The following is a 22,511-nucleotide window of genomic DNA, read 5'->3' as shown; positions in this document are numbered from 1 at the left end:
CGGGGCCCGTGCATCCGCGCCAAGCTGGACGTGCGGGGCAATTCCGGCACAGGGGTGCCGGCGGGCGCGAACCGCCCGAGGGACCCCCACCGCCGGGCCCGCGCTCCGCGACACGTCGAGTGGGGTGAGGAGCGTCATGAAAGGCTACGTGTTCCACGGCGCCGGAGAGTCCGCCTGGGAAGAGGTCCCGGACCCGGCCATCAAGGAGCCCACCGACGCGATCGTGCGCGTCGGAGCGGTCACCATCTGCGGCACGGACCTGCACATCCTCAAGGGCGACGTGCCCGAGGTACAGCCCGGCACCGTCCTCGGCCACGAGGCGGTCGGCGAGATCGTCGAGGTCGGCAGCGACGTGCGCACGGTGCGGCCGGGGGACCGGGTCCTGGTCTCCTGCATCACCTCGTGCGGGCGCTGCTCCTACTGCCGGCAGGGGGCGTACGGGCAGTGCCGGGGCGGTGGCGGCTGGATCCTCGGTCATCTGATCGACGGCACGCAGGCCGAGTACGTCCGGGTGCCGTACGCCGACCTGTCCGTGCACCCGCTGCCGGGCGCCATGGACAGCAAGGACGCGGTCCTGCTGGCCGACATCCTGCCGACCTCCTACGAGGTGGGCGTCCTCAACGGAAACGTCCGGCCCGGCGACACCGTCGTCGTGGTCGGCGCGGGCCCCATCGGACTGGCGGCCGTCGCCACGGCCCGGCTGTTCTCGCCCGAGCGGATCGTCGCCGTCGACCTGGCACCCGCGCGTCTGGAGGCCGCCCGGCAGCTCGGCGCCGACGCGGTGGCCGACGCCCGTGAAGCACCGGAACAGCTGGTCACCGACCTCACCGACGGGCTCGGCGCGGACGTCGTCATCGAGGCGGTCGGCGTGCCGGAGACCTTCGAGCTGTGCACCAGGATGGTCCGGCCCGGCGGGCACGTCGCCAACGTCGGCGTGCACGGCGCCCCCGCGACCCTGCACCTCGAAGACCTGTGGATCAAGAACATCACCATCACGACCGGCCTGGTCGACACGTACTCCACCCCGACCCTGCTGCGGATGACGGCCGCGGGCCGGCTGCCCACCTCCGAGCTGGTCACCCACACCTTCCCGCTGGACCTGATGGAGGAGGCGTACGACGTCTTCGGGGGCGCCGCCGATACCGGCGCCCTGAAGGTCGTGCTGGGGGAGGAGCGGCACCAGGAGGTCGTGCCCGTGAGCAGCGCCTGACAGCAGGGTGCGGGTCAGGACGCCGGGCGTCGCCGGTTGGGGGGCAGGCGGCGCCCGAGCAGTCCTCCGCGGTGAGCATGACGGGCTTCCGTCGGGGTGCGTTGCTCATGGACGAGGTCTGCGGTGCGGTGTGGACAGGCACGGAGCGACACCGCGGGGGATCGGTGCCGCTCCTCCCTCCACCATCTCTCGTGTCACCGCCGGGTGCCAGGGCCGATCGGCCCCGATCACGGTCCGGACGGCCCGGGTGCGTCATATCGGCCAGGTTCTCGCCCCGTCGCCCGACGGGTCCCCGACAGGGCCGAACGGCCCGGAACTCCTCGTCACCGGCACCGCCCCGGGCGCGGTCCAGGGCTCCGGCGGTCCGAATCCACACCGCCGCGCCGCCCCCGGCCGGTAGCGTGACCGGTGTCCGGAGCGGCCGGTGTCCGACCGCCCACGGGACTGGAGGAGACGCAGGTGGGAAGCCCCGAGGAGGCCCGGGAGGCCCGCATTCGGCTGCCGCAGCTGAGGCTGGACGAGTTGCTGGAGGAGCTCCAGGCCCGGCTCGACGCCGCCCGCGGCACCCGCGACCGGGTGCACAGCCTGCTGGAGGCGGTGCTCTCCGTCGGCCGCGAGCTGGACCTGGAACAGGCCCTGCACAGCATCGTGGAAGCCGCCGCCGTGCTGGTCGACGCCGAGTACGGCGCCCTCGGGGTGATCGGGCCCGACGGAAAGCGGCTCTCCGCCTTCCACACCGTCGGGATCGCCGAGGAGCAGATCGCCAGGATCGGCCACTACCCGGAGGGCCACGGCATCCTGGGCGAGCTCATCCGCCACCCGGAGCCGCTGCGCCTGGCCAAACTCTCCGAGCATCCGGCGTCGTACGGCTTCCCGCCGAACCATCCGCCGATGAACACCTTCCTCGGCGTCCCCATCCGGGTCCGCGACCAGATCTTCGGCAACCTGTACCTGACCGAGAAGCGGGGCGGGGCGCGGTTCGACGAGGAGGACGTCGCCGTGACGTCGACCCTCGCGGTGGCGGCCGGCGTCGCCATCGACAACGCCCGCCTCTACGAGGAGTCCCGGCTGCGTGAGCGCTGGCTGCGGGCGACGGCGGAGATCACCCACAGTCTGATGTCCGGCGCCGAGCGCGGTGAGGTGCTCGGACTGATCGCCGACCGCGCCCGGGAGATCACGGGCGCGGCGCTGGCCATGGTCGCGATGCCCATGGAGGACACCGACTCGCTCAGCGTGGAACTCGCCATCGGACCGGAGGCGCAGTCGCTGCGCGGACTGGTGCTGCCCGGCGACAGCGGCCTCCTCGGCGAGGCCTTCGCCACGGCCGCTCCCGTCACCAGCCCGGACATCTCCCACGACGAGCTCAGCGAGATGGGGGTCCCCCCGGCCGAAGGCCGGGGGCGGATCTCGGCGGGACCCCCGAGCCTCAGCGGCCCCGCCGTCGCCGTCCCCGTCGGCACGGGGGAGGGCGGCGTACGAGGCGTCGTCCTGCTCGTCCGCGCGGCGGGGCAGACCGTGTTCGCCGGCAAGGAGATCGAACCGCTCCAGGGCTTCGCCGCGCAGGCCGCCGTCGCCATGGAACTCGCGGAGCGCCGGCAGGACGCGGCCGAGGTCGCCGTGCTCAAGGACCGCGACCGCATCGCCCGCGACCTGCACGACCTGGCGATCCAGCGGCTGTTCGCCACCGGGATGACCCTCCAGAGCGCGGGCCGCTTCATCGAGCACCCGGAGGCCTCCAAGCGCGTGGTGCGTGCCGTCGACGACCTCGACGAAACCATCAAGATCATCAGGTCGACGATCTTCGGCCTGCGCTCGCGCGAGGGCGTCGCGGGCGCGGGACTGCGGGCGCGTGTGGTGCGGGTCGCCGGCGAGGCGGCACCGGTGCTGGGCTTCGCTCCCAGCGTGCGGATGGAGGGCCTGGTGGACACACAGGTGCCGCGCGAGATCGCCGACCACGTCGTCGCCGTGCTCTCCGAGGCCCTCACCAACATCGCGCGCCACGCCCGTGCCGACCGCGCCGACGTCGCCCTCACCGCCGACTCCCGCCAGGTCCGCCTCACCGTCGGCGACAACGGCGTAGGCATCCCGGAAGGCGGCCGCCGCAGCGGGCTGCGCAACATGGCCGAGCGGGCCCGCCACTTGGGCGGCGACCTGGAACTGAGCAGCCCGGAGGGTGGCGGCACCACGTTGGCCTGGTGCGTGCCGCTACCGGCGGAGTAGCTCCCTGATCGGGGGCGCCCCCGCCGTCGGGACCGCCGGGTTGGGCCGAAGGTCCTTCCCCTGTGCCCCATCCGCCTCTCGTGGCCTCCTCCGTCCGGTGCGACGGTGGGATCAGAGCAAGAGGTGGTGAGGACGATGACACTCCCCCTGGTCGTTGGCGTCGACGGATCGGACGCGAGTCTGCTGGCCGTCGACTGGGCGGTGGACGAAGCCGCCCGCGGTGACCGTCCGCTGCGGCTGGTGTACGCCTCCCTCTGGGAGCGCTACGAGGGCGCCGTACCGTCGACCGGACGTGAACGCCCCTCCGAGCGCGTGCTGGCCGAGCACATCGTGGCGTCGGCCGCCGAACGCGCCGCACTTCGCCGGCCGGATGTGCCGGTGACGACCGGCATCGTCCCAGCGGACCCGGTCGACGCCCTCCTGCACGAAGGCAACAACGCCTTCGCCCTGGTGACGGGCGAGCGCGGCCGTGGCGAGCTCAAGGGACTGCTCCTCGGATCGGTGAGCCTGGGCGTCGCCGCCCGTGCGCACTGCCCGGTGATCGTGGTCCGGGGCGACGAGACAGGACTGGTCGGCCTGCACGAGCAGATCCTGTTCGGTGCCGGAGACCTGGCCACCGGCGTGCAGGCCGTGCGCTTCGCCCTGCGCGAGGCCGAGGAACGCGGCTGCGCCGTGGACGCCGTACGCGCCTGGCGCCGGCCCGCACTGGAGGGCGCGGCCGTGTTCACCGGGGACGCCGCACAGGAGCCCGAGGAACGAGCGGCGGCCCAGCTCGGTGAACTGCTGGGCGAAGCCATGGCCGAACGCCCCGGCGCCCGGGTACGCCGGACCACCGTCGAGGGCCCGGCCCGCCGGATCCTCGTGGACCGCTCGGCCGACGCCGACCTCGTCGTCGTCGGAGCGCGCCACCGGCACGGCCACTTCGGCCTGCAACTCGGCCGCGTCGGCCACACCCTGCTGCACCACGCGCACTGCCCCGTGGCGATCGTGCCGCAGATGACGTGAACGTCCCTGACAGGTCAGGTGCCCGGCACATCCGGTCGTGGCCGCCGGAACTCACCGGCGGCCACGGCGATCGTTCCGACGAGGGCGATCAGCACCGCCGTGGCGAGCAGTTGATAGCTGATCACCGGTTCGAAGAGCTTGGCGAGCACCTCCCGCGGGCTGGGGCCGTTACGTATCGCCGACGCCAGCCAGCCGGCCTCCGGGGCCGGCTCGGCGAAGCCGGATTTGCCCACCACGTCCGGATTCCCGGTGAGGTCGCGCAGCCGGTACGGCAGCAGCAGGAACGGGATGTAGGCGAACAGCGAGGCGAACTGTGTGAGGAGCGGCGCGAACCAGAGCTTGCGGGGCAGCCAGAACGCGGCGATCACCGTGAGCACGTCGGCGAGGTAGAAGTACCGCTCGTGCATGTTGGGCAGCAGGAACGGCACCAGCAGCGCCGACACCGTGGCCGCCAGGACCAGCTGCAGGTGTGTCAGATCGGGTCGGCGCAGCACCGCCGCTCCGACCAGTCCGAGCACCGACACCCCGGTCAGCACGATCCCCAGCGTCTGAAGGGCCTGTGGCGTCGAGTCCAGGTACTGGAAGGCGTTGGGCGCCGTCACGATGAACTCGCCGTGCAGCAGCGAGGCCTGGTCCAGGTAGACGGAGAGCAGCTTCCCCGGCTCGGCGCCGAGCAGCAGCGCCGGGACGTCGAGCAGCAGGTACATGCCGGGAACAGCGAGCAGGCACTGCCAGGGCAGCTTGCGGCGCAGCACCATCAGCAGCAGGACGGGGAACAGGAAGACGGCCTGGAGCTTGAAGGCGAACGCCGCTCCGAACAGGGCGCACGCCGTCCACGACCTGCCCCGCATGAGGTGGTACAGCCCGCCGATCGCCAGGGCGGCGTAACCGGAGTCGCACTGACCCCACATGGAGCTGTTCAGCACGACCGTCGGAAGCAGCATGACCACGAGCGCCGCGGCGAGCGGGAGCCGGCCGGTCGGGTACCGGAGCCTGGTGATCCGGTACACGTACCAGCCGAGCAGCACGTCGAACGCGACCGGGATCAGCTTCACCGCGACCAGCGACGGGATCTTCAGCCACACGGTCGTCGCGAGGAGATACAGGTAGGGCACGTTGTAGTTGGAGAACTGGTGCCGCAGCGCGCGGTAGCCCCCGTTGTCCTCGATGAACTGATACCAGCGCCGGTAGAAGTCGACGTAGTCCTCGGACCTGTGGTCCAGGAAGGCGAACCGGGCGATGACGGCGACGACGGCGATCGTGGCGACGACGAGGAGCGAGGACCGGTGCCGCGTCCACCGGTCCGCGACGGACGGCGACGGCTTCACCGCCCGGTCCGTGTGCGCTGCCATTTCCTGACTGGACGTCATGTATTGACTCGATTCGGGGAGGGGACGGCAGGGGCCGGTGAGCCGGGTCCGCTCAGGAAGCGCGGCACAGTGCGACGAGCGAGACGCCGAACGGCGGGTCGACGCGTGCCAGCAGACGGGCCTCGGAGGCGAAGACCCCGAGCAGGAGCCGGTTCACCAGTGGGGAGGGCAGGGCCAGATGCGGATCGACGCTCTCGTCCACGGGTGGCGACACCCTGCGCCGCCAGCGGCCCGCCGACCTGGCAGCGAGGGCCGGCAGGAACAGCAGCGAGTTGAAGTAGGCGAGGCGCTCCACCTCGAAGCCGCCGGCCCGCCGCACGAGATCCCGCAGCTGGGCACGGTGGTAGCGCCTGACGTGCCCGGCGTAGACGTCGTGGTGGCTCCACAGCATCTGGTGGGCGGGGACGGTGAGCGCCATCCGGCCACCCGTGGGCAGTACTCGGCGGAACGCGCGCAGTGCCGCCAGGTCGTCGGTGAGGTGCTCGACCACGTCGAAGGCGGTCACCAGGTCGAACATCTCGTCGCGGGGCAGATCCTCGGGGATGCTGGCGTGCCGGGCCGACACACCCTCGGGCAGTCTCTGCCGCAGGTAGTCGATGGCGTGCGGGGAACTGTCGAGCGCGGTGACGGTCCCGAACTCGCGCAGCATCTCGACCATTTCGCCCGTCCCCGACCCGACGTCGAGGATGTCCAGCCCACCGGGCTTCGCTCGCCTGGCGTCCCTCAGCTGGTCCCGCAGCAGCGCGGCGACGATCCGCCGGCGCCCCTGGAACCACCAGTGCCGGCTCTCCACCGCGGCGAACGCGTGGTACATGGCGGTGTCCATGTCCGTCACCCCAGCCGTTCCATGACGATGTACAGGGGACGTTGCTTGACCTCGTGGTAGATCCGCGCGATGTAGGCGCCGACCATGCCGATGGTGGTCAGCTGGGCTCCGCCGACGAGGAGGACCACGGAGATCGTGGAGGCCCAGCCCACCGGCAACGACAGGGCGCTGAGCCGGGCCAGCAGCACCAGGACCACCATCACCGCTCCGGCGGCGGCGGTCGCGAGGCCGAGCGTGGACACCAGCCGCAGCGGGACGCTGGAGAACCCGAGCAGTCCGTCCGCGGCGAGTTTGGCCAGCCGGCGCAGGGTGTACTGGGACTCGCCGGACGGCCGCCGGGCGCGGTCGTACTCGACGGCGGTCTGCCGGAACCCCGACCAGCTGCGCAGCCCGCGCAGGAACCTGCTGCGCTCCGGCATCGAGCGCAGCACGGCCACGACCTTGCGGTCCAGGAGCGCGAAGTCCCCGCTGGACAGCGGCACTTCGATGTCCGCGAGGTACCGGAAGACCCGGTAGAAGACCGCGTAGGCCAGGCGCTTGAACGGCCCTTCCTTGCGGTTCCTGCGGACCATGTAGACCACCTCGTGGCCCGCCCGCCAGCGCTCGACGAGGTCCCCGATCAGCTCGGGCGGGTCCTGGAGATCGGCGTCCAGCATGACGACCGCCGCGCCGCGGGCGACGTCCAGCCCGGCGCTCAGCGCCGCCTGCTGGCCGAAGTTGCGCGACAGCCGGAGCAGCCGGACCGACGGGTCCTCTTGATGCAGTTCGCCGATGAGGCCGGACGAGCCGTCGCTGCTGCCGTCGTCGACGAACAGGATCTCGAAGGCGCCGATCGGGGTGAGCGCCCCGTGCAGCCGGCGGTGCAGTTCACGCAGAGTGGTGGCGTTGTTGAAGACCGGGACGACCACCGACAGCAGCGGCTCCCGGGGTCCGGGACGGCCGGGTGCCGGGTCGGCGGGAACGTCGACGCGTGCGCGCACCAGGCGCAGCATCTCGTCGGCCGAGAAACCGGCGGTCCGGGCGGCGATGTGCAGGGGAGTCCGGCCCAGCACGTAGTCACCCAGGGCGAGCGCGCGATACAGGTCGGGCGTGTCGTGTGCCTGGGGCGTTTCGGCGTCGGTGCGCATACGGCTCCTCTCCCGCGCCGTCGTCGAGTGCTCGGGCCGGCTCAATCGAGGACCGCGACAGCGCGTGCCCAGCCCGCTCCGGCGCGGGCGATCCGCACCGGGAAGCAGACGACCGAGAAGCCGGAGGAGGGCAGCGCGCCGAGGTTGGCCAGCCGCTCGATCTGGCAGTACTCCCGCTCCCGGCCCGCGAAGTGCGCCGGCCACAGCAGAGTCCGGTCCCCGGTGTCGGCGTAGCGCTCCATGATGTGGGTGAACGGGGCGTCGAGGCTGAACGCGTCCGTGCCGATGACCCGGACCCCCAGGTCGAGGAGGTAATGCACGGCCGACCCGTCCAGCCCCGTGAAGTCGGTGAAGTAGCGCTGGGTCCCGCTCCATTCCTCGGCTCCCGTGCGCAGCAGCACGATGTCGTACGGCCGCACCTCGTGCCCGACCCGGTCGAGCTCGGCGGCGATGAAGCGGGCGTCGACGCTGCCCACGCCGGCCGCGGTGAGGTCCAGCACCACGCCCGGACGGTAGAACCACTCCAGCGGTACCTGGTCGATGGTCTTCGGCTGCCCGTACGCCGCCGTAGAGCCGTAGTGGGTCGGGGCGTCGACATGGGTGCCTACGTGGGTCGTCAGGGTCAGCGTGTCGTTGTTGAGGAACTCGCCGTCCGGCAGGTCGTCGGTGTCCAGGGACAGCCCGAAGTGCTGCTCCATCTCCGCGACCAGGTGCCGGGCCCCCTGCGCCGGAGTCATGATCGAGTGCTCGATCGGGTCCGGCTCCCATGACGTGGCGTCGACCGGGGAGGACAGGTCGATCAGGCGCATGAGCCCTCCTCGGCGCCGGCTTCGAGGGCCTCGGCGTACGCCTTGGCGTGCTCCAGCGTCACCGTGCTGTTGCGGCCCAGGGCCCGGCGGACGAAGTCCCGCGCGGTGGCGAGGGTGGCGTCCGGGCCCAGCACCTCGCGCACCCGGTCCGGGGCCAGCAGCACCGTGTGGCGGGACGTGGCCAGCGTGCCCTCCGGGCGTGCCGTGACGTGCCAGGAACCGGTGTGGGCGGTCATCAGCAGCGGGGTGACGACCTGTTTGTAGACGATCCGCTCGGGGGGCAGGCAGATCCGCACCGAGGACGTCGTGTGCACGGAGCCGTCGGCGGTACGGGTGTCCATGTCCATGTGCTGCACGCCGGCGTCCTCGGTCAGCTCCAGCCGGTCCACGTGCGGAATGCGCCGGGGCCACTCGCCCGCGTCGCGGAGGAAGTCGTGGACGGCCCCGGCTGGTGCCGCGATCTCCACCGAGTCCTCGAAGGAGAGCAGGAGTTCGTCGATACGTCCGGCCAGTTCGGCGGCGGTCCCGAGCCGGGCCAGCTCCTCGGCGCTGTTGCTGTCGACGGCCCTGTCGATCCACCGCAGCGACTGCGGATCGTCGTCGACGGCACCGTACTCGTGCAGGAACGTCACGCGGGTGGTGTGCGCGTCGAGGGGCGTCATGCGCCATTCGCCGCTCATGAAAGCCACCGGGGGAGCGGGGACCTCCTGGCGGAAGCGCACGCTCAGGGCACTCGGGTCCAGGACGCGGTGGGACGTCCAGCACTTCACCTCGCCGTTGGCGATGGCCCAGATGCGCAGGCGTTCCTCGCCGCCGCCGGACTCCAGGACCTCGACGTGCAGGGTGGGTGTGAAGTGGTGCGGCCAGTCGGCGGCGCGGGCCACGATGTCGTACACGCGCCGGGCCGGAGCCGCCACGGTGATCGAGTGCTCGGTGGAACGCATGGTCGGTGCCGTCATGGTGTCGCCCCTTTCCGGATCAGTAGTTGCCGAGCCCGCCGCACACGTTGATGGCCTGCGCCGTGATGGGCGCGGCGGAATCGGTCACCAGATATCCGACGATTCCGGCGACCTCGTCCGGGGTCGTGTAGCGGCCCAGGGGAATACGGCTCTCGAATCGTTCGAGGACTTCGGCCTCGGTCGTCTCCCACGCCGCCGCGTATCCCTGCCGTACGCGTTCGGCCATCGGTGTCTCGACATACCCGGGGCACACCGCGTTCACCGTCACTCCGGTCTTGGCGAGTTCCAGGCCCAGAGCCTTGGTGAATCCCACGACGCCGTGTTTCGAGGCCGAATAGGGGGCGCCCAGCACCACGCCCTGCTTTCCGCCGGTGGACGCGATGTTGATGACGCGGCCCCACCCCCGTTCCAGCATTCCGGCGTTGACCAGCACCTCACGGGTCAGCCGGAACACGCTGGTGAGGTTCGTCTCGATCACGTCGGACCACAGCTCGTCGGTGATCCGGGCCGTGACCCCGCCGCCGCTGCGGCCGGCGTTGTTGACCAGCACGTCGACCCCGCCGAACGCCGCGACCGCCCTGCTCACCAGGGCCTCGATGTCCTCGCGGTCACGTACGTCGGCCTGGGCCCCGTCGGCCCGGGCCCCTAGGTTGCGCAGTTCCTTCACCGTTCGCGCGACGTCGTCGGCGTTCCGGGAGCAGATGAAGACTCGCATCCCACGAGCCGCCAGTGCACGCGCGGCCGAAAGCCCTATTCCACTGGTGGCGCCGGTTATCAGCGCGGTACGCGAGGCGTCCTCGGTCATCTGCCATCCTCCTGTGCCCGCGGGCAGGTCGGGGGTTCGGGTCGGTCGCACTTTTCCAACAGGGCCTCGAGGACGGGTCGAAACGAGGCGGAGGGAATTGGTGGGGTCATTGCCGAGGGGGCGTTCCACTCGTCATCGAGGCGTGTTCAAGCAGGGGTGGGAAGGCTGCGCAGGGAAAGCCAGACGTCCCGAGTCGAGGAGAGGCCCGAATGACCGAGACCGTGGTGCCGGGAACCATCGGCGAACTGCGCGCCCGAGTGGAGCAGTTCTACGCCGCACAGATGCGGCTCCTCGATTCGGGGGAGGCGGAGGCATGGGCGGACACGTTCACCGAGGACGCCGTCTTCTCGGCCAACGGGCGCAGCGAGCCCACGCGCGGGCGCTCGGCCATCGCCGCCGCGGCGCGTCTCACGTCCGCCGAACTGGGCGCGGCCGGCCGGATCCGGCGGCACTGGATCGGCATGTCCGCTGTGGAGCCCGCGGCGGACGGCACGGTGCGGGTGGGGAGTTACGCATTGATCATCGAGACGGAGGTCGGCGGCTCACCGAAGGTGCTCATGTCGACCACGTGTGACGACGTCCTGGTGGACGACGGCGGCCTGCATGTGCGGCACCGCGTCGTCGCACGCGATGACATCGCCTCCTGACGGCGGCGCCGTACAGGACCCGCCGGCAGGCCGGCGGCACGCGCCGCTCGTCGGTGAACTCGCCCGCTTCGGAGTGATGGGAGTCGTCAACTCCACGGTGGCGATAGCCGGCACCAGCGTGCTCCACGTCGGTCTGCGGGTGGGCCCGCTCACCTCGAACGCGATCGCCACCCTGCTCGCCACGACCCTCTCGTTCGCCGGTAACCGCTGGTGGACCTTCCGGCACCGCAGACGGAGCAACCTCGTCCAGGAGTACGCCGTCTTCTTCGTCCTGAACGGCGTCGGCCTGCTGATCCAGCTCCTCGCCATCGCCCTCGCCGTCCGGGTACTGGACCGGGACGACCCGGTGTCGTACCACGTGGCGCTGCTCGTCGGGGTGGCCGTGGCCTCACTGGTCCGGTTCCTCAGCTACAGGAAGTGGGTGTTCCTCCCGCGGGAGCGGCCGGTCCGTGCGGGTGCGCGCAGGCCCGGCTGACTGCGGAACGCGGAACCCGGGGGCCCGGGCGGTCGGGGGATCTCCCTCGAACGCCCGGGCCCCGGAGCGGTTCTCAGGCCGCCGCGTTGTCCAGCCTCGGGTCGGAGGCGAGGACGGACTGGTGCAGACGCTGGAGCCTGGGCGACGGATCGATGCCGAGCTCGTCCACGAGCGACGAGCGGAGACGCTGATAGACGTCCAGGGCCTGGTGCCGCCGGCCGGACCGGTGCAGCGCCACCATCAGCTTCTCGTGCAGTCCCTCGTGGAACGGGTGCTGTGTGACCAACGAGGTGAGTTCGCCGAGCAGTTGATGGTGCCGGCCGAGCCGGAGGTCGGCGCTGATCCGGTCCTCCAGGATGCCGAGCCGGTCCTCCTCCAGACGCATCACCTCCGCCTCCAGCAGCGGACCGATGGGCACGTCGGCGAGCGGGGGACCGCTCCACAGGGCCAGCGCCTCGTCGAAGCGGGCGGCCCCGCGTTCGATCTGCCCTTCCTCCAGGGCACGCCGGCCGTCGGCCACCAGCTTGTTGTACACATGCAGGTCGACCGTCCCGGGCGAGATGCTGAGCATGTAGCCGTTGGTGTGTGTGGTGAGCACGTTCTTGGCTATGTCCGGCAGATCGATTTCCCATAGGGCGCCAAGTGCCTTGCGCAGGTGCAGGACATAGGTCTGCAAGGTCGTGGTCGCGCTCTTGGGCGGGGTCTCACCCCAGAGCTCGGTCATGAGTGAAGCAGTCGATACGATCTTGTTCGCGTTGAGGAGCAGCAGAGCCAGGATCTTGCGTGGCTTGGGGGCGAGTCGAGTGCTGACCGTCCCGATCGGTTCGATGGATATGGGGCCGAGTATTCGTATCTCCAAGCCGACTCCAGGTGCACGGTACGGAAAATAGTTTCTCCGCCGGTATTCTTACGCCGCGGTCCGGTGGTTTTAAATACGCGGACCCGGTCAGGATGGTCAACTTCGTCAGGAGAGCGTTCGGTTCCGGTCAGCGGCCGTCTGATCAGTGCAGACGGCAAGCAGCCGGCGACTTTTGCGCTTCAGTACTGGTATCCCCGCGATTCGGCCGATCGGTCAAGGCCTCTTCGAGCACATTTCGAGCAGCTGCTGTGCATGCTCGGTCCGCATGATTCGAATGATCGGGATGGCGTGCGCCTGAGCTGCGAGTGTCTCGCAGTCCGCCCTTTTTCAATGGGCCGCACTTGTCGGCTCGAGAGGATTTCCATGGACTACTGTGTGGCGATAACCGGAATCGGAGTCCGGGCGCCAGGGGGAATCGGCACCAATGCGTTCTGGGAACTCCTGACGTCCGGTCGTACCGCAACACGCGCGATATCATTCTTCGATCCCTCCCCGTTCCGGTCCCGCGTCGCGGCCGAGTGCGATTTCGACGCGCGCGCCGAGGGCTTCACGCCCAAGGAACTGAGGAGGATGGACCGCGCCGCGCAACTGGGCGTCGCGGCCGCCCGCGAGGCCCTCGCCGACAGCGGCCTGGGCGGCGGCGGCCTGGACCCGGCGGACGTGTCCGTCACGGTGGGCAGCGCCGTCGGCTGCACCATGGGCCTGGAACAGGAGTACTCCACCGTCAGCGACGGCGGCCGGCAGTGGCTCGTCGACCACACCTACGCCGTACCGCACCTGTACGGCTACTTCGTCCCGAGCTCGCTGGCCGCCGAAGTGGCCTGGGCCGTGGCGGCCGAGGGACCCGTGTCGGTCGTCTCGACGGGCTGCACCTCCGGGCTCGACGCGATCGGCCATGCGTGCGGGCTGCTGCGGGAGGGAACCGCGAAGGTCGCCGTGGCCGGTGCCACCGACGCGCCGATCTCCCCGATCACCGTCGCCTGCTTCGACGCCATCAAGGCCACCACGGCACGCAACGACGACCCGGAGCACGCCTCCCGCCCCTTCGACCGCAGCCGGGACGGCTTCGTGCTCGGCGAGGGGAGCGCGTTCTTCGTCCTGGAACCGCTGGAGGACGCACGGCGCCGAGGCGCCCATGTGTACGCCACGATCCGGGGGTTCGCGTCCCGGTCGAACGCCTACCACATGACCGGTCTGCGGCCGGACGGCCGGGAGATGGCGGAGGCGATCACCGCGGCACTCGGACAGGCGCGGTTGCGGCCCGACGACATCGACTACGTCAACGCGCACGGCTCCGGCACCAGGCAGAACGACCGGCACGAGACGGCGGCGGTCAAGCGCAGCCTCGGCGCACACGCCTTCGACGTCCCCGTCAGCTCCATCAAGTCGATGATCGGGCACTCGCTGGGCGCCATCGGGGCCATCGAGATCGCGGCGTGCGCGCTGGCCATCGAGCACGACGTCATCCCGCCCACGGCCAACCTGGAGGAACCCGACCCCGACTGCGACCTCGACTACGTTCCCAAGACCGCCCGCGAGCAGCGGACCGACGCCGTGCTGACGGTGGGCAGCGGCTTCGGCGGATTCCAGAGCGCGATGGTGCTCGCCGCCCCGGAAGCTGCCGCCCGATGACCCCCAAGGTCGTGGTCACCGGGCTCGGCGTCGCCGCACCCAACGGGCTGGGCACACGCGCCTATTGGGAGGCGACACTGCGCGGCCGCAGCGGGATAGCCCCGCTGAAGAGGTTCGACGCACGGGGCTATCCCGCCCGGCTCGCCGGCGAGGTACCCGACTTTGAACCGGCCGAGCATCTGCCGGGCCGGCTGCTGCCGCAGACGGACCACATGACCAGGATGGCGCTGGTCGCGGCTGACTGGGCCCTGGCGGACGCCCGGGCCGACCCGGAGCGGCTCGCGGAGTTCTCGATGGGAGTGGTGACGGCCAGTTCCTCCGGAGGCTTCGAGTTCGGGCAGCGGGAGTTGGAGAAGCTGTGGAGCAAGGGCAGTCGGTACGTCAGCTCGTACCAGTCCTTCGCCTGGTTCTACGCCGTCAACACCGGCCAGATCTCCATCCGGAACGGCATGCGCGGCCCGAGCGGCGTCCTGGTGAGCGACCAGGCGGGCGGGCTGGACGCCGTGGCGCAGGCCCGCCGGCTGGTGCGCGACGGGCTCGCACTGGTCGTCTCCGGCGGCGTGGACGGAAGCCTGTGCCCCTGGGGCTGGGTCGCCCAGCTCAGCACCGGCCGGCTCAGCACCGGCGACGACCCGCGGTCGGCGTATGTGCCCTTCAGCGCCGCGGCGCGCGGCTACGTCCCCGGCGAGGGCGGCGCGATCCTCGTGCTGGAGGAGGCGGGCGCCGCAGCTCGGCGCCGGCAGGATGCGCCGTACGGCGAGATCGCGGGCTACGGCGCGACGTTCGACCCGCACCCGGACAGCGGGCGGCCGTCGCGGCTCAGGGACGCCATCGAGATCGCGCTCGGCGACGCCGGGCTCGACCCGTCCGACGTGGACGTCCTCTTCGCCGACGCCGCCGGCCTGCCCGACCTGGACCGGGCGGAGGCCGAGGCGATCAACGACGTCTTCGGGCCGTGCGGCGTCCCGGTCACCGCTCCCAAGACGATGACCGGACGGCTCTACTCGGGCGGCGCCGCCCTGGACCTGGCCGCCGCCCTGCTCGCGCTGAACGAGGGCGTCGTCCCGCCGACCGTCAACGTGGGGCGGCCGGCCCCCGAGTACGCGATCGACCTGGTCGTGCGGCCGAGGCCCGCCCCCTTGCGTGTCGCGCTGGTGCTCGCACGCGGGCACGGCGGCTTCAACGCCGCGATGGTCGTCCGCGCTCCCCACGCCCGCGACTGACTCGCGCGGCGGCACCGGCGCACCGATCGGAACACCCCACAACCGAACGGCGAGGTGATCAACGCATGAGTGAACTGACCCTGGAACAACTCCGGACGATCATGACGGAGTGCGCGGGTGCGGCGGACGGCGTCGCACCGGACGAGGACATCCGCGACATCGAGTTCGGGCTTCTCGGATACGACTCGATCGCGCTGCTGGAGACCGCGGCCCGGCTGGAGCGGGACTACGGCATCAGCTTCGGGGACGAGGCGGTCGGGCAGGTCCGGACCCCCCGGGCCCTGCTGGACCTGGTCAACAACGCCCTCGCCGACGCCGCCTGACGAAGCGGGACCGGCCCCGGCAGCCGGGCCGGGGCCGGTCGACGGCACCCGACCACCCATGGAGAGACGTATGCGCATCCTGGTCACCACCGCCCCGAGCCCGGGGCACTTCTTCCCACTCGTCCCCTTCGCCTGGGCGCTGCGTGCCCGGGGGCACCAAGTCCTGGTCACCATGCCCGAGCAGTTCATCGCCGAGGCCGGCCGGTCCGGTCTCCCCGCGGTGGCCTCGGTACCGCCGATCGACCTGCGCGCCGCGATGGACTCGGGGGAGGGACCGCACCCGTCGCAGCGCGAGGGGGCCCGGGACGCCTCCGTGGAGCACATCGGCCGGGGCTTCGGCCGACTGTCGGAGCTGACCGTCGAGGGCACCGTCGCCGTCGCCGAACGCTGGGCGCCCGACCTTGTCGTGTCGGAGCCGACCGAGCACTCCGGGGCGGTCGCCGCGGCCCACCGCGGAGTTCCGCTGCTCCGGCACAACTGGGGACTCGAACTGCCCCCGGAGACGGAGGAGATCGCCGCGGACCAGATGGCCACCACCCTCGCCCGCCTCGGCCTGCCCGCGCCGGCGAAGGCCGAACTGCGGGTCGACATCTGCCCGGAGAGCCTCCAGCGGCCGGGAGCCCGACCGGCGCAGCGGATGCGGTTCGTGCCCTACAGCGGGGCCAGCGACACACCGCCCTGGCTGCTGGAGGAGCCCGACCGCCCCCGGGTCTGCGTGACGCTCGGCAGCGTCGTGCCGATGATCCACGGCGTGCAGGTCCTCAAGGAGCTGGGGGAGGAACTCTCCGGCAACGACGTGGAGACCGTCATCGCAGTTCCGGACCGCTTCGCCGACGAACTCGGCGCGCTTCCCCCGGGAGTGCGGGCGGCCGCCTGGCTGCCGCTCGGTCTTCTGTTCACGCACTGCACGGCGGTCGTGCACCACGGCGGCATCGGCACCGCGCTGACCGCCCTGGCCTTCGGACTGCCCCAGGTCGCCCTGCCCCACATGGGCGACCAGCACGCCACCGCCGACCGTCTCGCTGCGGCGGGAGCGGCGGCGGTCGTACGTCGCGAGGACATCACCCCCGCCGCCGTGGCGGACGCCCTGCGCCGGGTCCGCAGCGAGCCGGGATACGCCGAGGGCGCCCGCGCGCTGCGGGCGGAGAACACCGCCGCGCCCGGCCTCGACGAAGTCGCGGGCCTCGCCGAGCAGTTGGCAGGCGCCCAGCGGAAGTGACCGACCGTGCCGGGTATTTCCGTACGACCGGGAATGCCCGGCACAGCCGTCCATTCATTCCTTGCCCCCCGTGCGATGTCCCGGTTCTGGCCTTCGACCCGTGTCCGAGACAAGTTCAAGTGGCCCCGATGAGTATGAGGTGCGTGAGCCGAATAGCGCGGAAAACGCGTATCACGCTACCCGACAGTCGATAGGGGCAAGCTGTGAAGGCATTGGTTCTCGCCGGGGGAATGGGAATCCGGCTGCGCCCGTTGAGCCACACCACCGCGAAACAACTGATACCGGTCGGCGGTGAACCCGTGGTCCGGTACAGCCTCGACGTCATTCGCGAGGCCGGGATCACCGAGGTCGGAATCGTCGTAGGGGACCGCGGCGACCAGTTCCGGAGAATTCTGGGTGACGGCCGCGACATGGGTCTGAGCATCACCTACATCGAACAGGAACGACCGGACGGACTGGCCCATTGCGTGCTGATCGCCAGGGAATTCCTCGGATCCGACGACTTCCTCATGTGCCTCGGCGACAACGTCGTACTCGAAGGCGTCGGTCAACTCGTCTCGGAGTTCCGGTCGAACCGGGCCGACGCGATGCTTCTGCTGGGGAAGGTCGACGACCCGTCGGAGTACGGCGTCGCCGTGGTCGACGACGCCGGACGCATCCAGCGGCTGGTGGAGAAGCCCGAGACCTACGTCGGCGATCTCGCCGTCGTCGGCGCCTACGTCTTCTCACCGGCGATCCACCGGGCGGTGCGGGCGATCGGGCCCAGCGCCCGCGGCGAGCTGGAGATCACCGAAGCGATCCAGTGGCTCGTCGACACCGGCCGGCGCGTGGTCGGTCACGAGTGCCCGGGCTACTGGAAGGACGCCGGGCGCCTCACCGACCTGCTCGCCTGCAACCGCGTCCTGCTGGAACGGCTGACCACCGACATCACCGGTCAGGTGGACGAGGAGTCCACCATCCGCGGTCCGGTGGTAGTGGCGGAGAACGCCACCGTCAGCGGATCCGAACTCGTGGGCCCCGTACTGGTGGCGGCCGGCGCGGTGGTGCGGGACAGCAAGCTGGGTCCGCACACCGCCGTCGGCCCCGGCTGCCGCATCACGGAGGCCGAGATAGCCGACTCGATCCTGCTGGCGGACGCCACCGTCCACGGCGTGAGCGGGCTGTCGGGGTCGGTCGTGGGCCGCTCGGCCAGCGTCCGGGGCGGCGGGGCCGGGGCCGAGGTGTTCCTCGGTGACGACAGCAGCGTGGTGATCGCCTCATGAGCGGGCCGGGAAAGGAGCCGGACCGGGCAGCGCCCGCGCGGCGGCCCACCCTGGTGGTGGGTGCGGGCGGGCTCATGGGCCGGGCGCTGTGCGAACGCCTGCGCGCGAGCGGAGCCGACGCCGTCGCCGCCACGCGCGACACACCCCCGCTGGTCCGGCCCGACGGAACACCCGCCCCGGCGCTGCGCGCCGCCGGCGTCGTCCATTACCTCGCGACGAGCGTGACCCCGGGCCTCGCCGAGACTCACCCCGAGCGCGTAGCGGCGGACCACGAGACGTTCGTACGGACGCTGGACGCGCTTGCGACCGTCGAGAACCCGCCGCTGGTCGTGCTGGCCAGCACCGGCCTGACCGTCAGTGAGTCCGGCGACGGCAGGCCGTGCACCGAGGACGCGGAGGCCCTGCCCAAGTCGGCGTACGCGAGGGCCAAGCTCGCCCTGGAGCGGGAGCTGCTGTCCCGCTCACCGCTGGTGCCGGGGATGGTGGCGCGGATGACCAACGTGTACGGCCCGGGGCACGCGCTGCGCCGCGGGTACGGCGTCGTCGCCCACTGGCTGGCCGCCGTCGCGCAGGGACGCCCGCTGGAGCTGTACGGCGACCCGGACACCACCCGGGACTACCTCTACGTCGGCGACGCGGTGACCGCGCTCGCCGGGCTCGGCCCGGAAGCGGTCGACCTGCCGTTCGACGTCGTCAACATCGGGTCGGGGGAGGCGACCACGCTCGGCCGGCTGCTCGGCGTCATCCGTGAGGTGACCGACCGGGAGCTGACCGTCCGGCTGTGCCCCGGCAGGGGGTTCGATCAGCCCGCCAACCTCCTCGACGTCGACAGGGCACACCGGCGGCTCGGCTGGCGGGCGCGCACTCCGCTCGCCGTGGGCCTGGAACGCACCTGGCGTGCGCTGAACGGCACGGCGGTGGCGCGGTGAACATCCCGGCGAGGGGCGACCGGAGCGCGGCGACACGCCGCTCGTGGTCCTGGCCGGGTGTGCCGGAGCCGCTGGAGACCGTGTCCCACGCGGCACCCGCGCCGGACCTCGGCGACTTCCCGCCCGCCCACGCCCCCGCCGACGGACTGACCACCCTGGCCGGACTCGTGCGCGAGATCCTCACCCGCCCTCTGTGCCAGGCGCCCCGCAGCCGGCGGACCGGCCCGCGAGAGCACATCGATCCGACAGAAGGCCGTCGACCATGAGAGAGAAGCCGATGCTCGTCTTCATCAACCGGTTCACCGTCAGCGGCGATCCGCTCGAGTTCGAGCGCGCCTTCGCCGAGACCGCGGCCCACCTCGCGCGACAGCCGGGGTTCATCCGGTACCGCCTGATCCGCTCGACGCAGGACCCGCACTCCTACGCCAACGTGGCCGAATGGGAGACGGCGGCCGCCCTGCGCGAGGCCCTGCGCGGGCCGGAGTTCGACGACCACGCGCGCCGGCTGCGTGAACTGGCGCGCAGCGAGCCTCAGTTCTACGAAGTGGTCACCGAGACCGACGCGATCCGATCGCGGCGCTGACATGACGCGCCTGCTCGTGACCGGCGGTGCCGGTTTCATCGGTGCCAACTTCGTGCACCACACGCTGACCACACGACCCGAGTTCGAGATCTGTGTCCTGGACGCGCTGACCTACGCCGGCAACCGCGACAACCTCAAGGCCGTGGCCGGCGACATCCGCTTCGTCGAAGGGGACATCTGCGACACGGAGCTCGTCGACCGCCTCGTCGCCGACGCCGACCTCGTCGTCCACCTGGCCGCCGAATCGCACGTCGACAACTCGCTGCGCGACCCCGGACCGTTCGTCCGCAGCAACGTCATGGGGACCTACGTCCTGCTGGAGGCCGTGCGCCGGCACGACCGGCGCTTCCACCACATCTCCACCGACGAGGTCTTCGGCGACCTCCCGCTCGACTCCGAGGAGAAGTTCACCGAGGCGAGCCCCTACAACCCGTCGAGCCCCTACTCCGCGACCAAGGCGAGCTCGGACATGCTGGTACGGGCATGGGTGCGCTCCTTCGGGGTGGCGGCGACGCTGTCGAACTGCGCCAACAATTACGGGCCCTATCAGCACGCGGAGAAATTCATCCCGCGTCAGGTCACCAACGTCCTCACCGGCCGGCTGCCGAAGCTGTACGGGACCGGCCGCAACGTCCGCGAATGGACGCATGTCGAGGACCACAACGAGGCGGTCCATCTCATCCTGGAAAAGGGCGGGATCGGCGAGACCTATCTCATCGGATCCGGTTGCGAGATGAGCAACAAAGCGATTGTAAAAATACTCCTCGATCTCATGGGAAAACCGGTGGACCGGTATGAGGAGATACTCGACAGACCGGGCCACGATCTTCGCTATGCGAACGACTCGTCGAAGCTGCGGACCCGGCTCGGCTGGCAGCCGCGTCATCGGAGCCTTCGCTCCGGGCTCGCCGCGACCATCGACTGGTATCGCGAAAACCCCTGGTGGTGGGCGTCGCGCAAGGACGCCGTCGAGAGCGCGTACGACGCACGGGGCGGGTAGCGGTCACCCTCTCCCGCCGGGCCCGGGTCTTCAGCGCGTCCTCGACGCGCGGACCCGGGCCCGCGACGGCCTGTCGTTTCGAGTCGAACTGTTCAAGTCAGTGTTCCCGATCATGGGTTGATGCAGAGCGCGGCTGGAAACACTGGCCAGAGATCATTTGCGTCATTAGGGGGAAACGATGACCGTCCATGAGACGTCTTCATTGCTCGCCTCGTGCTTGACCAGACTTCGCTGGTCTCCGGAACATTTGGCCCTGGAGATCAACAAGAAGTGCGGAGCGGGAACAATCAGCAAAAAGGCCCCTTACAATTGGTTGAAAGGGGCACGACCTCGTCGGCATTTGCCTCATGTGGTGGCCGAGATCCTCGCCGAGCGGCTGGGCGAGCCGATCACGGTGGAGGCACTGTGGCCCGGGTCCCCGCCGACGAACCGGGTGCTGGGCCGGGCCGCCCGCATCCAGACCGTGTCCTCCGTTCCGAGCCTGCCGGTGGCGATGGCCGATCTGACCAATGTGGCTGTCGCCTGGCTGGTGGAGGACGAGCCGGCGCTTCCCGTCCGGCTGTACGGGGACGAAGTACCGGAAGTGGCGATCCAGATGCTGTCCGCCCGCCTCCAGCAGCTGCGGAAGGTGGACGAGATCTCCAGCACCAGACTCGCCATGGACTGGGCGCTCCAGGATCTGCAACTCGCCCGCAAACTGGCCGCGGAGCACGCCTACGACGAGCCGACCGGTGTGCAACTGCACCGCCTCATCGCCGAACTGGCACAGCTGGCCGGGTGGCTCGCCGCCGAACTGGGACTGCTGCGCCTCGCCCGGTCCTGCCTGCTGACCGGGCTCGCCGCGGCCCGTATCGCCCGGGATCGCTCGCTGGCCGCGTACATCCTCTCCGGAATGAGCTACCGGTCGATCTGGGAAGGCGAGCCGGAGGCCGGGCTGCGGCTCATCCGTATCGCACGCAAGGGGACGGACCGCGACGACCGCGGCATCCACCAGGCGCTGCTGGCGACCCGCGAGGCACGGGTCCGTGCGGCCCTCGGCGACCGGGCGGGCTGCGAGCACGCCATCGCGGAGGCGGCGGAACTGAGCCTCGATGCCGAACCGGCGTCAGCGAAGCCGTGGGTCCAGTGGGTGAACAGGGCCGTCATACTCGCCGACGCCGGCCGGTCCTGGCTGGAGCTCGGGTGCTTTCGACGGGCCGAGAGCTATCTGGCGCACGGGCTCGCGCTGTTCGGTGACTGCCAGCCCCGCAACCGGATGCTGCACGCCGCCTCGCTGGCCGAGGCCAGGCTCGGCCGCGACGAGATCGACGGAGCCGCCGAGGCCGCCGAGGAAGCCCTGTCGCTGGCCGGGGTGATGGTCTCCCAGCGCGCCCGCGTCCGGCTGTCGGGACTGCGCCGGCAGTTCCTGCGGAACGACCCCGCGATCGCCCGGGAGACCTCCCGGAGGATCGCCGAGTTCCTCTCCAGGGACCGATTACTGCAGGAGACCTGACCGATCCGGTGCGAACGGGGCCGTCACCCGAAGCCTGCCTCCGGATGACGGCCCCCGTGCACCCCGCCCTCGTCGACCGCGACTGCGCGCGGCCCGCCGGCGGGTGACGTCTACGCCCCGCCGCTGCCGTAGGGCCGGGTCATGATCTCCATGTTGTGCCCGCTCGGATCCTCGAAGTAGACCCCGCGCCCGCCGTCCCGGTCGTTGATCCGGCCGGGTTCCCGGTGGTACTGGTCCGCCCAGTGATCGATGCCGCCCTCGCGAATGCGTCCGAAGATCTGGTCGAACTCCTCATCGCTGATCAGGAATGCGCAGTGTCCCGGAACTATGTCGCCCTCGCCCCGGAAGTCCATGAAGTCGATCGACACGTCGTTGGCGAGTTGGAGTACCGCGAACGGGCCCATCTCCTTCGGCTTCGGCAGGCCGAGAAGGTCGGCCATGAACGTTGCCGAGGCGTCCTTGTCCTTCACCAGGACGATGGTGTGGTTCAGTTCCACGGCCATGTGTAATTCCCCTCTCTGTCGGGAGACCGGCGG

At 70.9% G+C, this 22,511-nt stretch carries 23 protein-coding genes; 15 read left to right on the top strand and 8 right to left on the bottom strand.

Features of this window, described 5'->3' with window-relative positions:
* Positions 1 to 136 precede the first annotated feature (136 nt).
* The 3 genes from CP983_RS03705 (at position 137) to CP983_RS03695 (ending at position 4,435) form a co-directional block, all read left to right on the top strand.
* Positions 137 to 1,210 carry a zinc-dependent alcohol dehydrogenase family protein gene (locus CP983_RS03705; RefSeq protein ID WP_107908487.1) on the top strand — a complete coding sequence of 358 codons (1,074 nt, stop codon included), beginning with the start codon at positions 137 to 139 and terminating at the stop codon, positions 1,208 to 1,210.
* A gap of 459 nt (positions 1,211 to 1,669) precedes the next feature.
* Positions 1,670 to 3,430, top strand: coding sequence for a GAF domain-containing sensor histidine kinase (locus tag CP983_RS03700; protein WP_150498515.1), 1,761 nt, complete (start codon positions 1,670 to 1,672; stop codon positions 3,428 to 3,430).
* Positions 3,431 to 3,565: 135 nt separating this feature from the next.
* A complete protein-coding gene (locus tag CP983_RS03695; protein ID WP_150498514.1) occupies positions 3,566 to 4,435 on the top strand; it encodes a universal stress protein in 870 nt (289 codons plus the stop codon).
* Between the two features lie 14 nt (positions 4,436 to 4,449).
* Here the strand turns inward: CP983_RS03695 and CP983_RS03690 are convergent, their stop codons facing one another.
* The 6 genes from CP983_RS03690 to CP983_RS03665 all read right to left on the bottom strand — a co-directional run bounded on the left by CP983_RS03690 (position 4,450) and on the right by CP983_RS03665 (position 10,331).
* On the bottom strand, positions 4,450 to 5,787 hold the full coding sequence (locus CP983_RS03690; RefSeq protein ID WP_150498513.1) for a hypothetical protein: 1,338 nt from the start codon (positions 5,785 to 5,787) through the stop codon (positions 4,450 to 4,452).
* A 70-nt stretch (positions 5,788 to 5,857) separates the two neighbouring features.
* Positions 5,858 to 6,631 carry a class I SAM-dependent methyltransferase gene (locus CP983_RS03685; RefSeq protein ID WP_150498512.1) on the bottom strand — a complete coding sequence of 258 codons (774 nt, stop codon included), beginning with the start codon at positions 6,629 to 6,631 and terminating at the stop codon, positions 5,858 to 5,860.
* A gap of 5 nt (positions 6,632 to 6,636) precedes the next feature.
* Entirely contained in the window at positions 6,637 to 7,758 is a 1,122-nt protein-coding gene (locus CP983_RS03680) for a glycosyltransferase family 2 protein (RefSeq protein ID WP_150498511.1), read from the bottom strand.
* A gap of 41 nt (positions 7,759 to 7,799) precedes the next feature.
* Positions 7,800 to 8,567: a cyclase family protein gene (locus tag CP983_RS03675; RefSeq protein WP_125525188.1), complete on the bottom strand. Its 768-nt coding sequence runs from the start codon at positions 8,565 to 8,567 to the stop codon at positions 7,800 to 7,802.
* Positions 8,558 to 9,526 (bottom strand): aromatase/cyclase, encoded by a 969-nt coding sequence (locus CP983_RS03670; RefSeq protein ID WP_150498510.1) that lies wholly within the window; start codon positions 9,524 to 9,526, stop codon positions 8,558 to 8,560. Before CP983_RS03670 ends, CP983_RS03675 begins: the two co-directional genes overlap by 10 nt.
* 19 nt (positions 9,527 to 9,545) lie before the next feature.
* Complete coding sequence (locus CP983_RS03665; protein ID WP_150498509.1) at positions 9,546 to 10,331, bottom strand: SDR family NAD(P)-dependent oxidoreductase; 786 nt, start codon at positions 10,329 to 10,331, stop codon at positions 9,546 to 9,548.
* A gap of 209 nt (positions 10,332 to 10,540) precedes the next feature.
* On the opposite strand from CP983_RS03665, the gene CP983_RS03660 reads away from it, so the two are divergent.
* Together CP983_RS03660 and CP983_RS03655 are read left to right on the top strand one after the other, a co-directional pair.
* Positions 10,541 to 10,978, top strand: a complete 438-nt coding sequence (locus CP983_RS03660; protein ID WP_150498508.1) for a nuclear transport factor 2 family protein — start codon at positions 10,541 to 10,543, stop codon at positions 10,976 to 10,978.
* On the top strand, positions 10,962 to 11,453 hold the full coding sequence (locus CP983_RS03655; protein ID WP_167537637.1) for a GtrA family protein: 492 nt from the start codon (positions 10,962 to 10,964) through the stop codon (positions 11,451 to 11,453). Before CP983_RS03660 ends, CP983_RS03655 begins: the two co-directional genes overlap by 17 nt.
* Positions 11,454 to 11,526: 73 nt before the next feature.
* On the opposite strand, the gene CP983_RS03650 is transcribed toward CP983_RS03655, so the two are convergent.
* Positions 11,527 to 12,312 (bottom strand): AfsR/SARP family transcriptional regulator, encoded by a 786-nt coding sequence (locus tag CP983_RS03650; RefSeq protein ID WP_125525193.1) that lies wholly within the window; start codon positions 12,310 to 12,312, stop codon positions 11,527 to 11,529.
* 363 nt (positions 12,313 to 12,675) lie between these two features.
* On the opposite strand from CP983_RS03650, the gene CP983_RS03645 reads away from it, so the two are divergent.
* From CP983_RS03645 to CP983_RS03600, 10 genes are all read left to right on the top strand, one after another.
* Positions 12,676 to 13,944, top strand: a complete 1,269-nt coding sequence (locus CP983_RS03645; protein ID WP_125525194.1) for a beta-ketoacyl-[acyl-carrier-protein] synthase family protein — start codon at positions 12,676 to 12,678, stop codon at positions 13,942 to 13,944.
* Positions 13,941 to 15,167: a ketosynthase chain-length factor gene (locus CP983_RS03640; RefSeq protein WP_150498506.1), complete on the top strand. Its 1,227-nt coding sequence runs from the start codon at positions 13,941 to 13,943 to the stop codon at positions 15,165 to 15,167. The genes CP983_RS03645 and CP983_RS03640 overlap by 4 nt, the downstream gene beginning before the upstream one ends.
* 65 nt (positions 15,168 to 15,232) lie before the next feature.
* The gene (locus CP983_RS03635) at positions 15,233 to 15,490 is read left to right on the top strand and encodes an acyl carrier protein (RefSeq protein WP_150498505.1); all 258 of its coding nucleotides are present in this window, start codon (positions 15,233 to 15,235) and stop codon (positions 15,488 to 15,490) included.
* A gap of 70 nt (positions 15,491 to 15,560) precedes the next feature.
* A complete protein-coding gene (locus CP983_RS03630) occupies positions 15,561 to 16,709 on the top strand; it encodes a nucleotide disphospho-sugar-binding domain-containing protein (protein WP_167537636.1) in 1,149 nt (382 codons plus the stop codon).
* A gap of 203 nt (positions 16,710 to 16,912) precedes the next feature.
* On the top strand, positions 16,913 to 17,971 hold the full coding sequence (locus CP983_RS03625; protein WP_150498503.1) for a glucose-1-phosphate thymidylyltransferase: 1,059 nt from the start codon (positions 16,913 to 16,915) through the stop codon (positions 17,969 to 17,971).
* Entirely contained in the window at positions 17,968 to 18,900 is a 933-nt protein-coding gene (locus CP983_RS03620) for an NAD-dependent epimerase/dehydratase family protein (RefSeq protein ID WP_150498502.1), read from the top strand. Before CP983_RS03625 ends, CP983_RS03620 begins: the two co-directional genes overlap by 4 nt.
* Positions 18,897 to 19,166: a hypothetical protein gene (locus CP983_RS03615; RefSeq protein ID WP_150498501.1), complete on the top strand. Its 270-nt coding sequence runs from the start codon at positions 18,897 to 18,899 to the stop codon at positions 19,164 to 19,166. The genes CP983_RS03620 and CP983_RS03615 overlap by 4 nt, the downstream gene beginning before the upstream one ends.
* Positions 19,163 to 19,483: an antibiotic biosynthesis monooxygenase family protein gene (locus CP983_RS03610; RefSeq protein ID WP_229914627.1), complete on the top strand. Its 321-nt coding sequence runs from the start codon at positions 19,163 to 19,165 to the stop codon at positions 19,481 to 19,483. The genes CP983_RS03615 and CP983_RS03610 overlap by 4 nt, the downstream gene beginning before the upstream one ends.
* Before the next feature lies 1 nt (position 19,484).
* Entirely contained in the window at positions 19,485 to 20,483 is a 999-nt protein-coding gene (rfbB, locus tag CP983_RS03605) for a dTDP-glucose 4,6-dehydratase (protein ID WP_176574326.1), read from the top strand.
* Positions 20,484 to 20,661: 178 nt separating this feature from the next.
* Positions 20,662 to 21,975 carry an NsdA family TPR-like regulatory protein gene (locus tag CP983_RS03600; protein WP_107906483.1) on the top strand — a complete coding sequence of 438 codons (1,314 nt, stop codon included), beginning with the start codon at positions 20,662 to 20,664 and terminating at the stop codon, positions 21,973 to 21,975.
* Between the two features lie 110 nt (positions 21,976 to 22,085).
* Here the strand turns inward: CP983_RS03600 and CP983_RS03595 are convergent, their stop codons facing one another.
* Entirely contained in the window at positions 22,086 to 22,478 is a 393-nt protein-coding gene (locus CP983_RS03595) for a VOC family protein (RefSeq protein WP_150498500.1), read from the bottom strand.
* Positions 22,479 to 22,511 lie beyond the last annotated feature (33 nt).

Origin of the sequence: Streptomyces chartreusis, from assembly GCF_008704715.1 — a bacterium.
GTDB classification, from domain to species: Bacteria; Actinomycetota; Actinomycetes; order Streptomycetales; family Streptomycetaceae; genus Streptomyces; species Streptomyces chartreusis.
The sequence above is the reverse complement of the archived record's forward strand: the minus strand, read 5'-3'. Positions and strand labels throughout refer to the sequence as shown.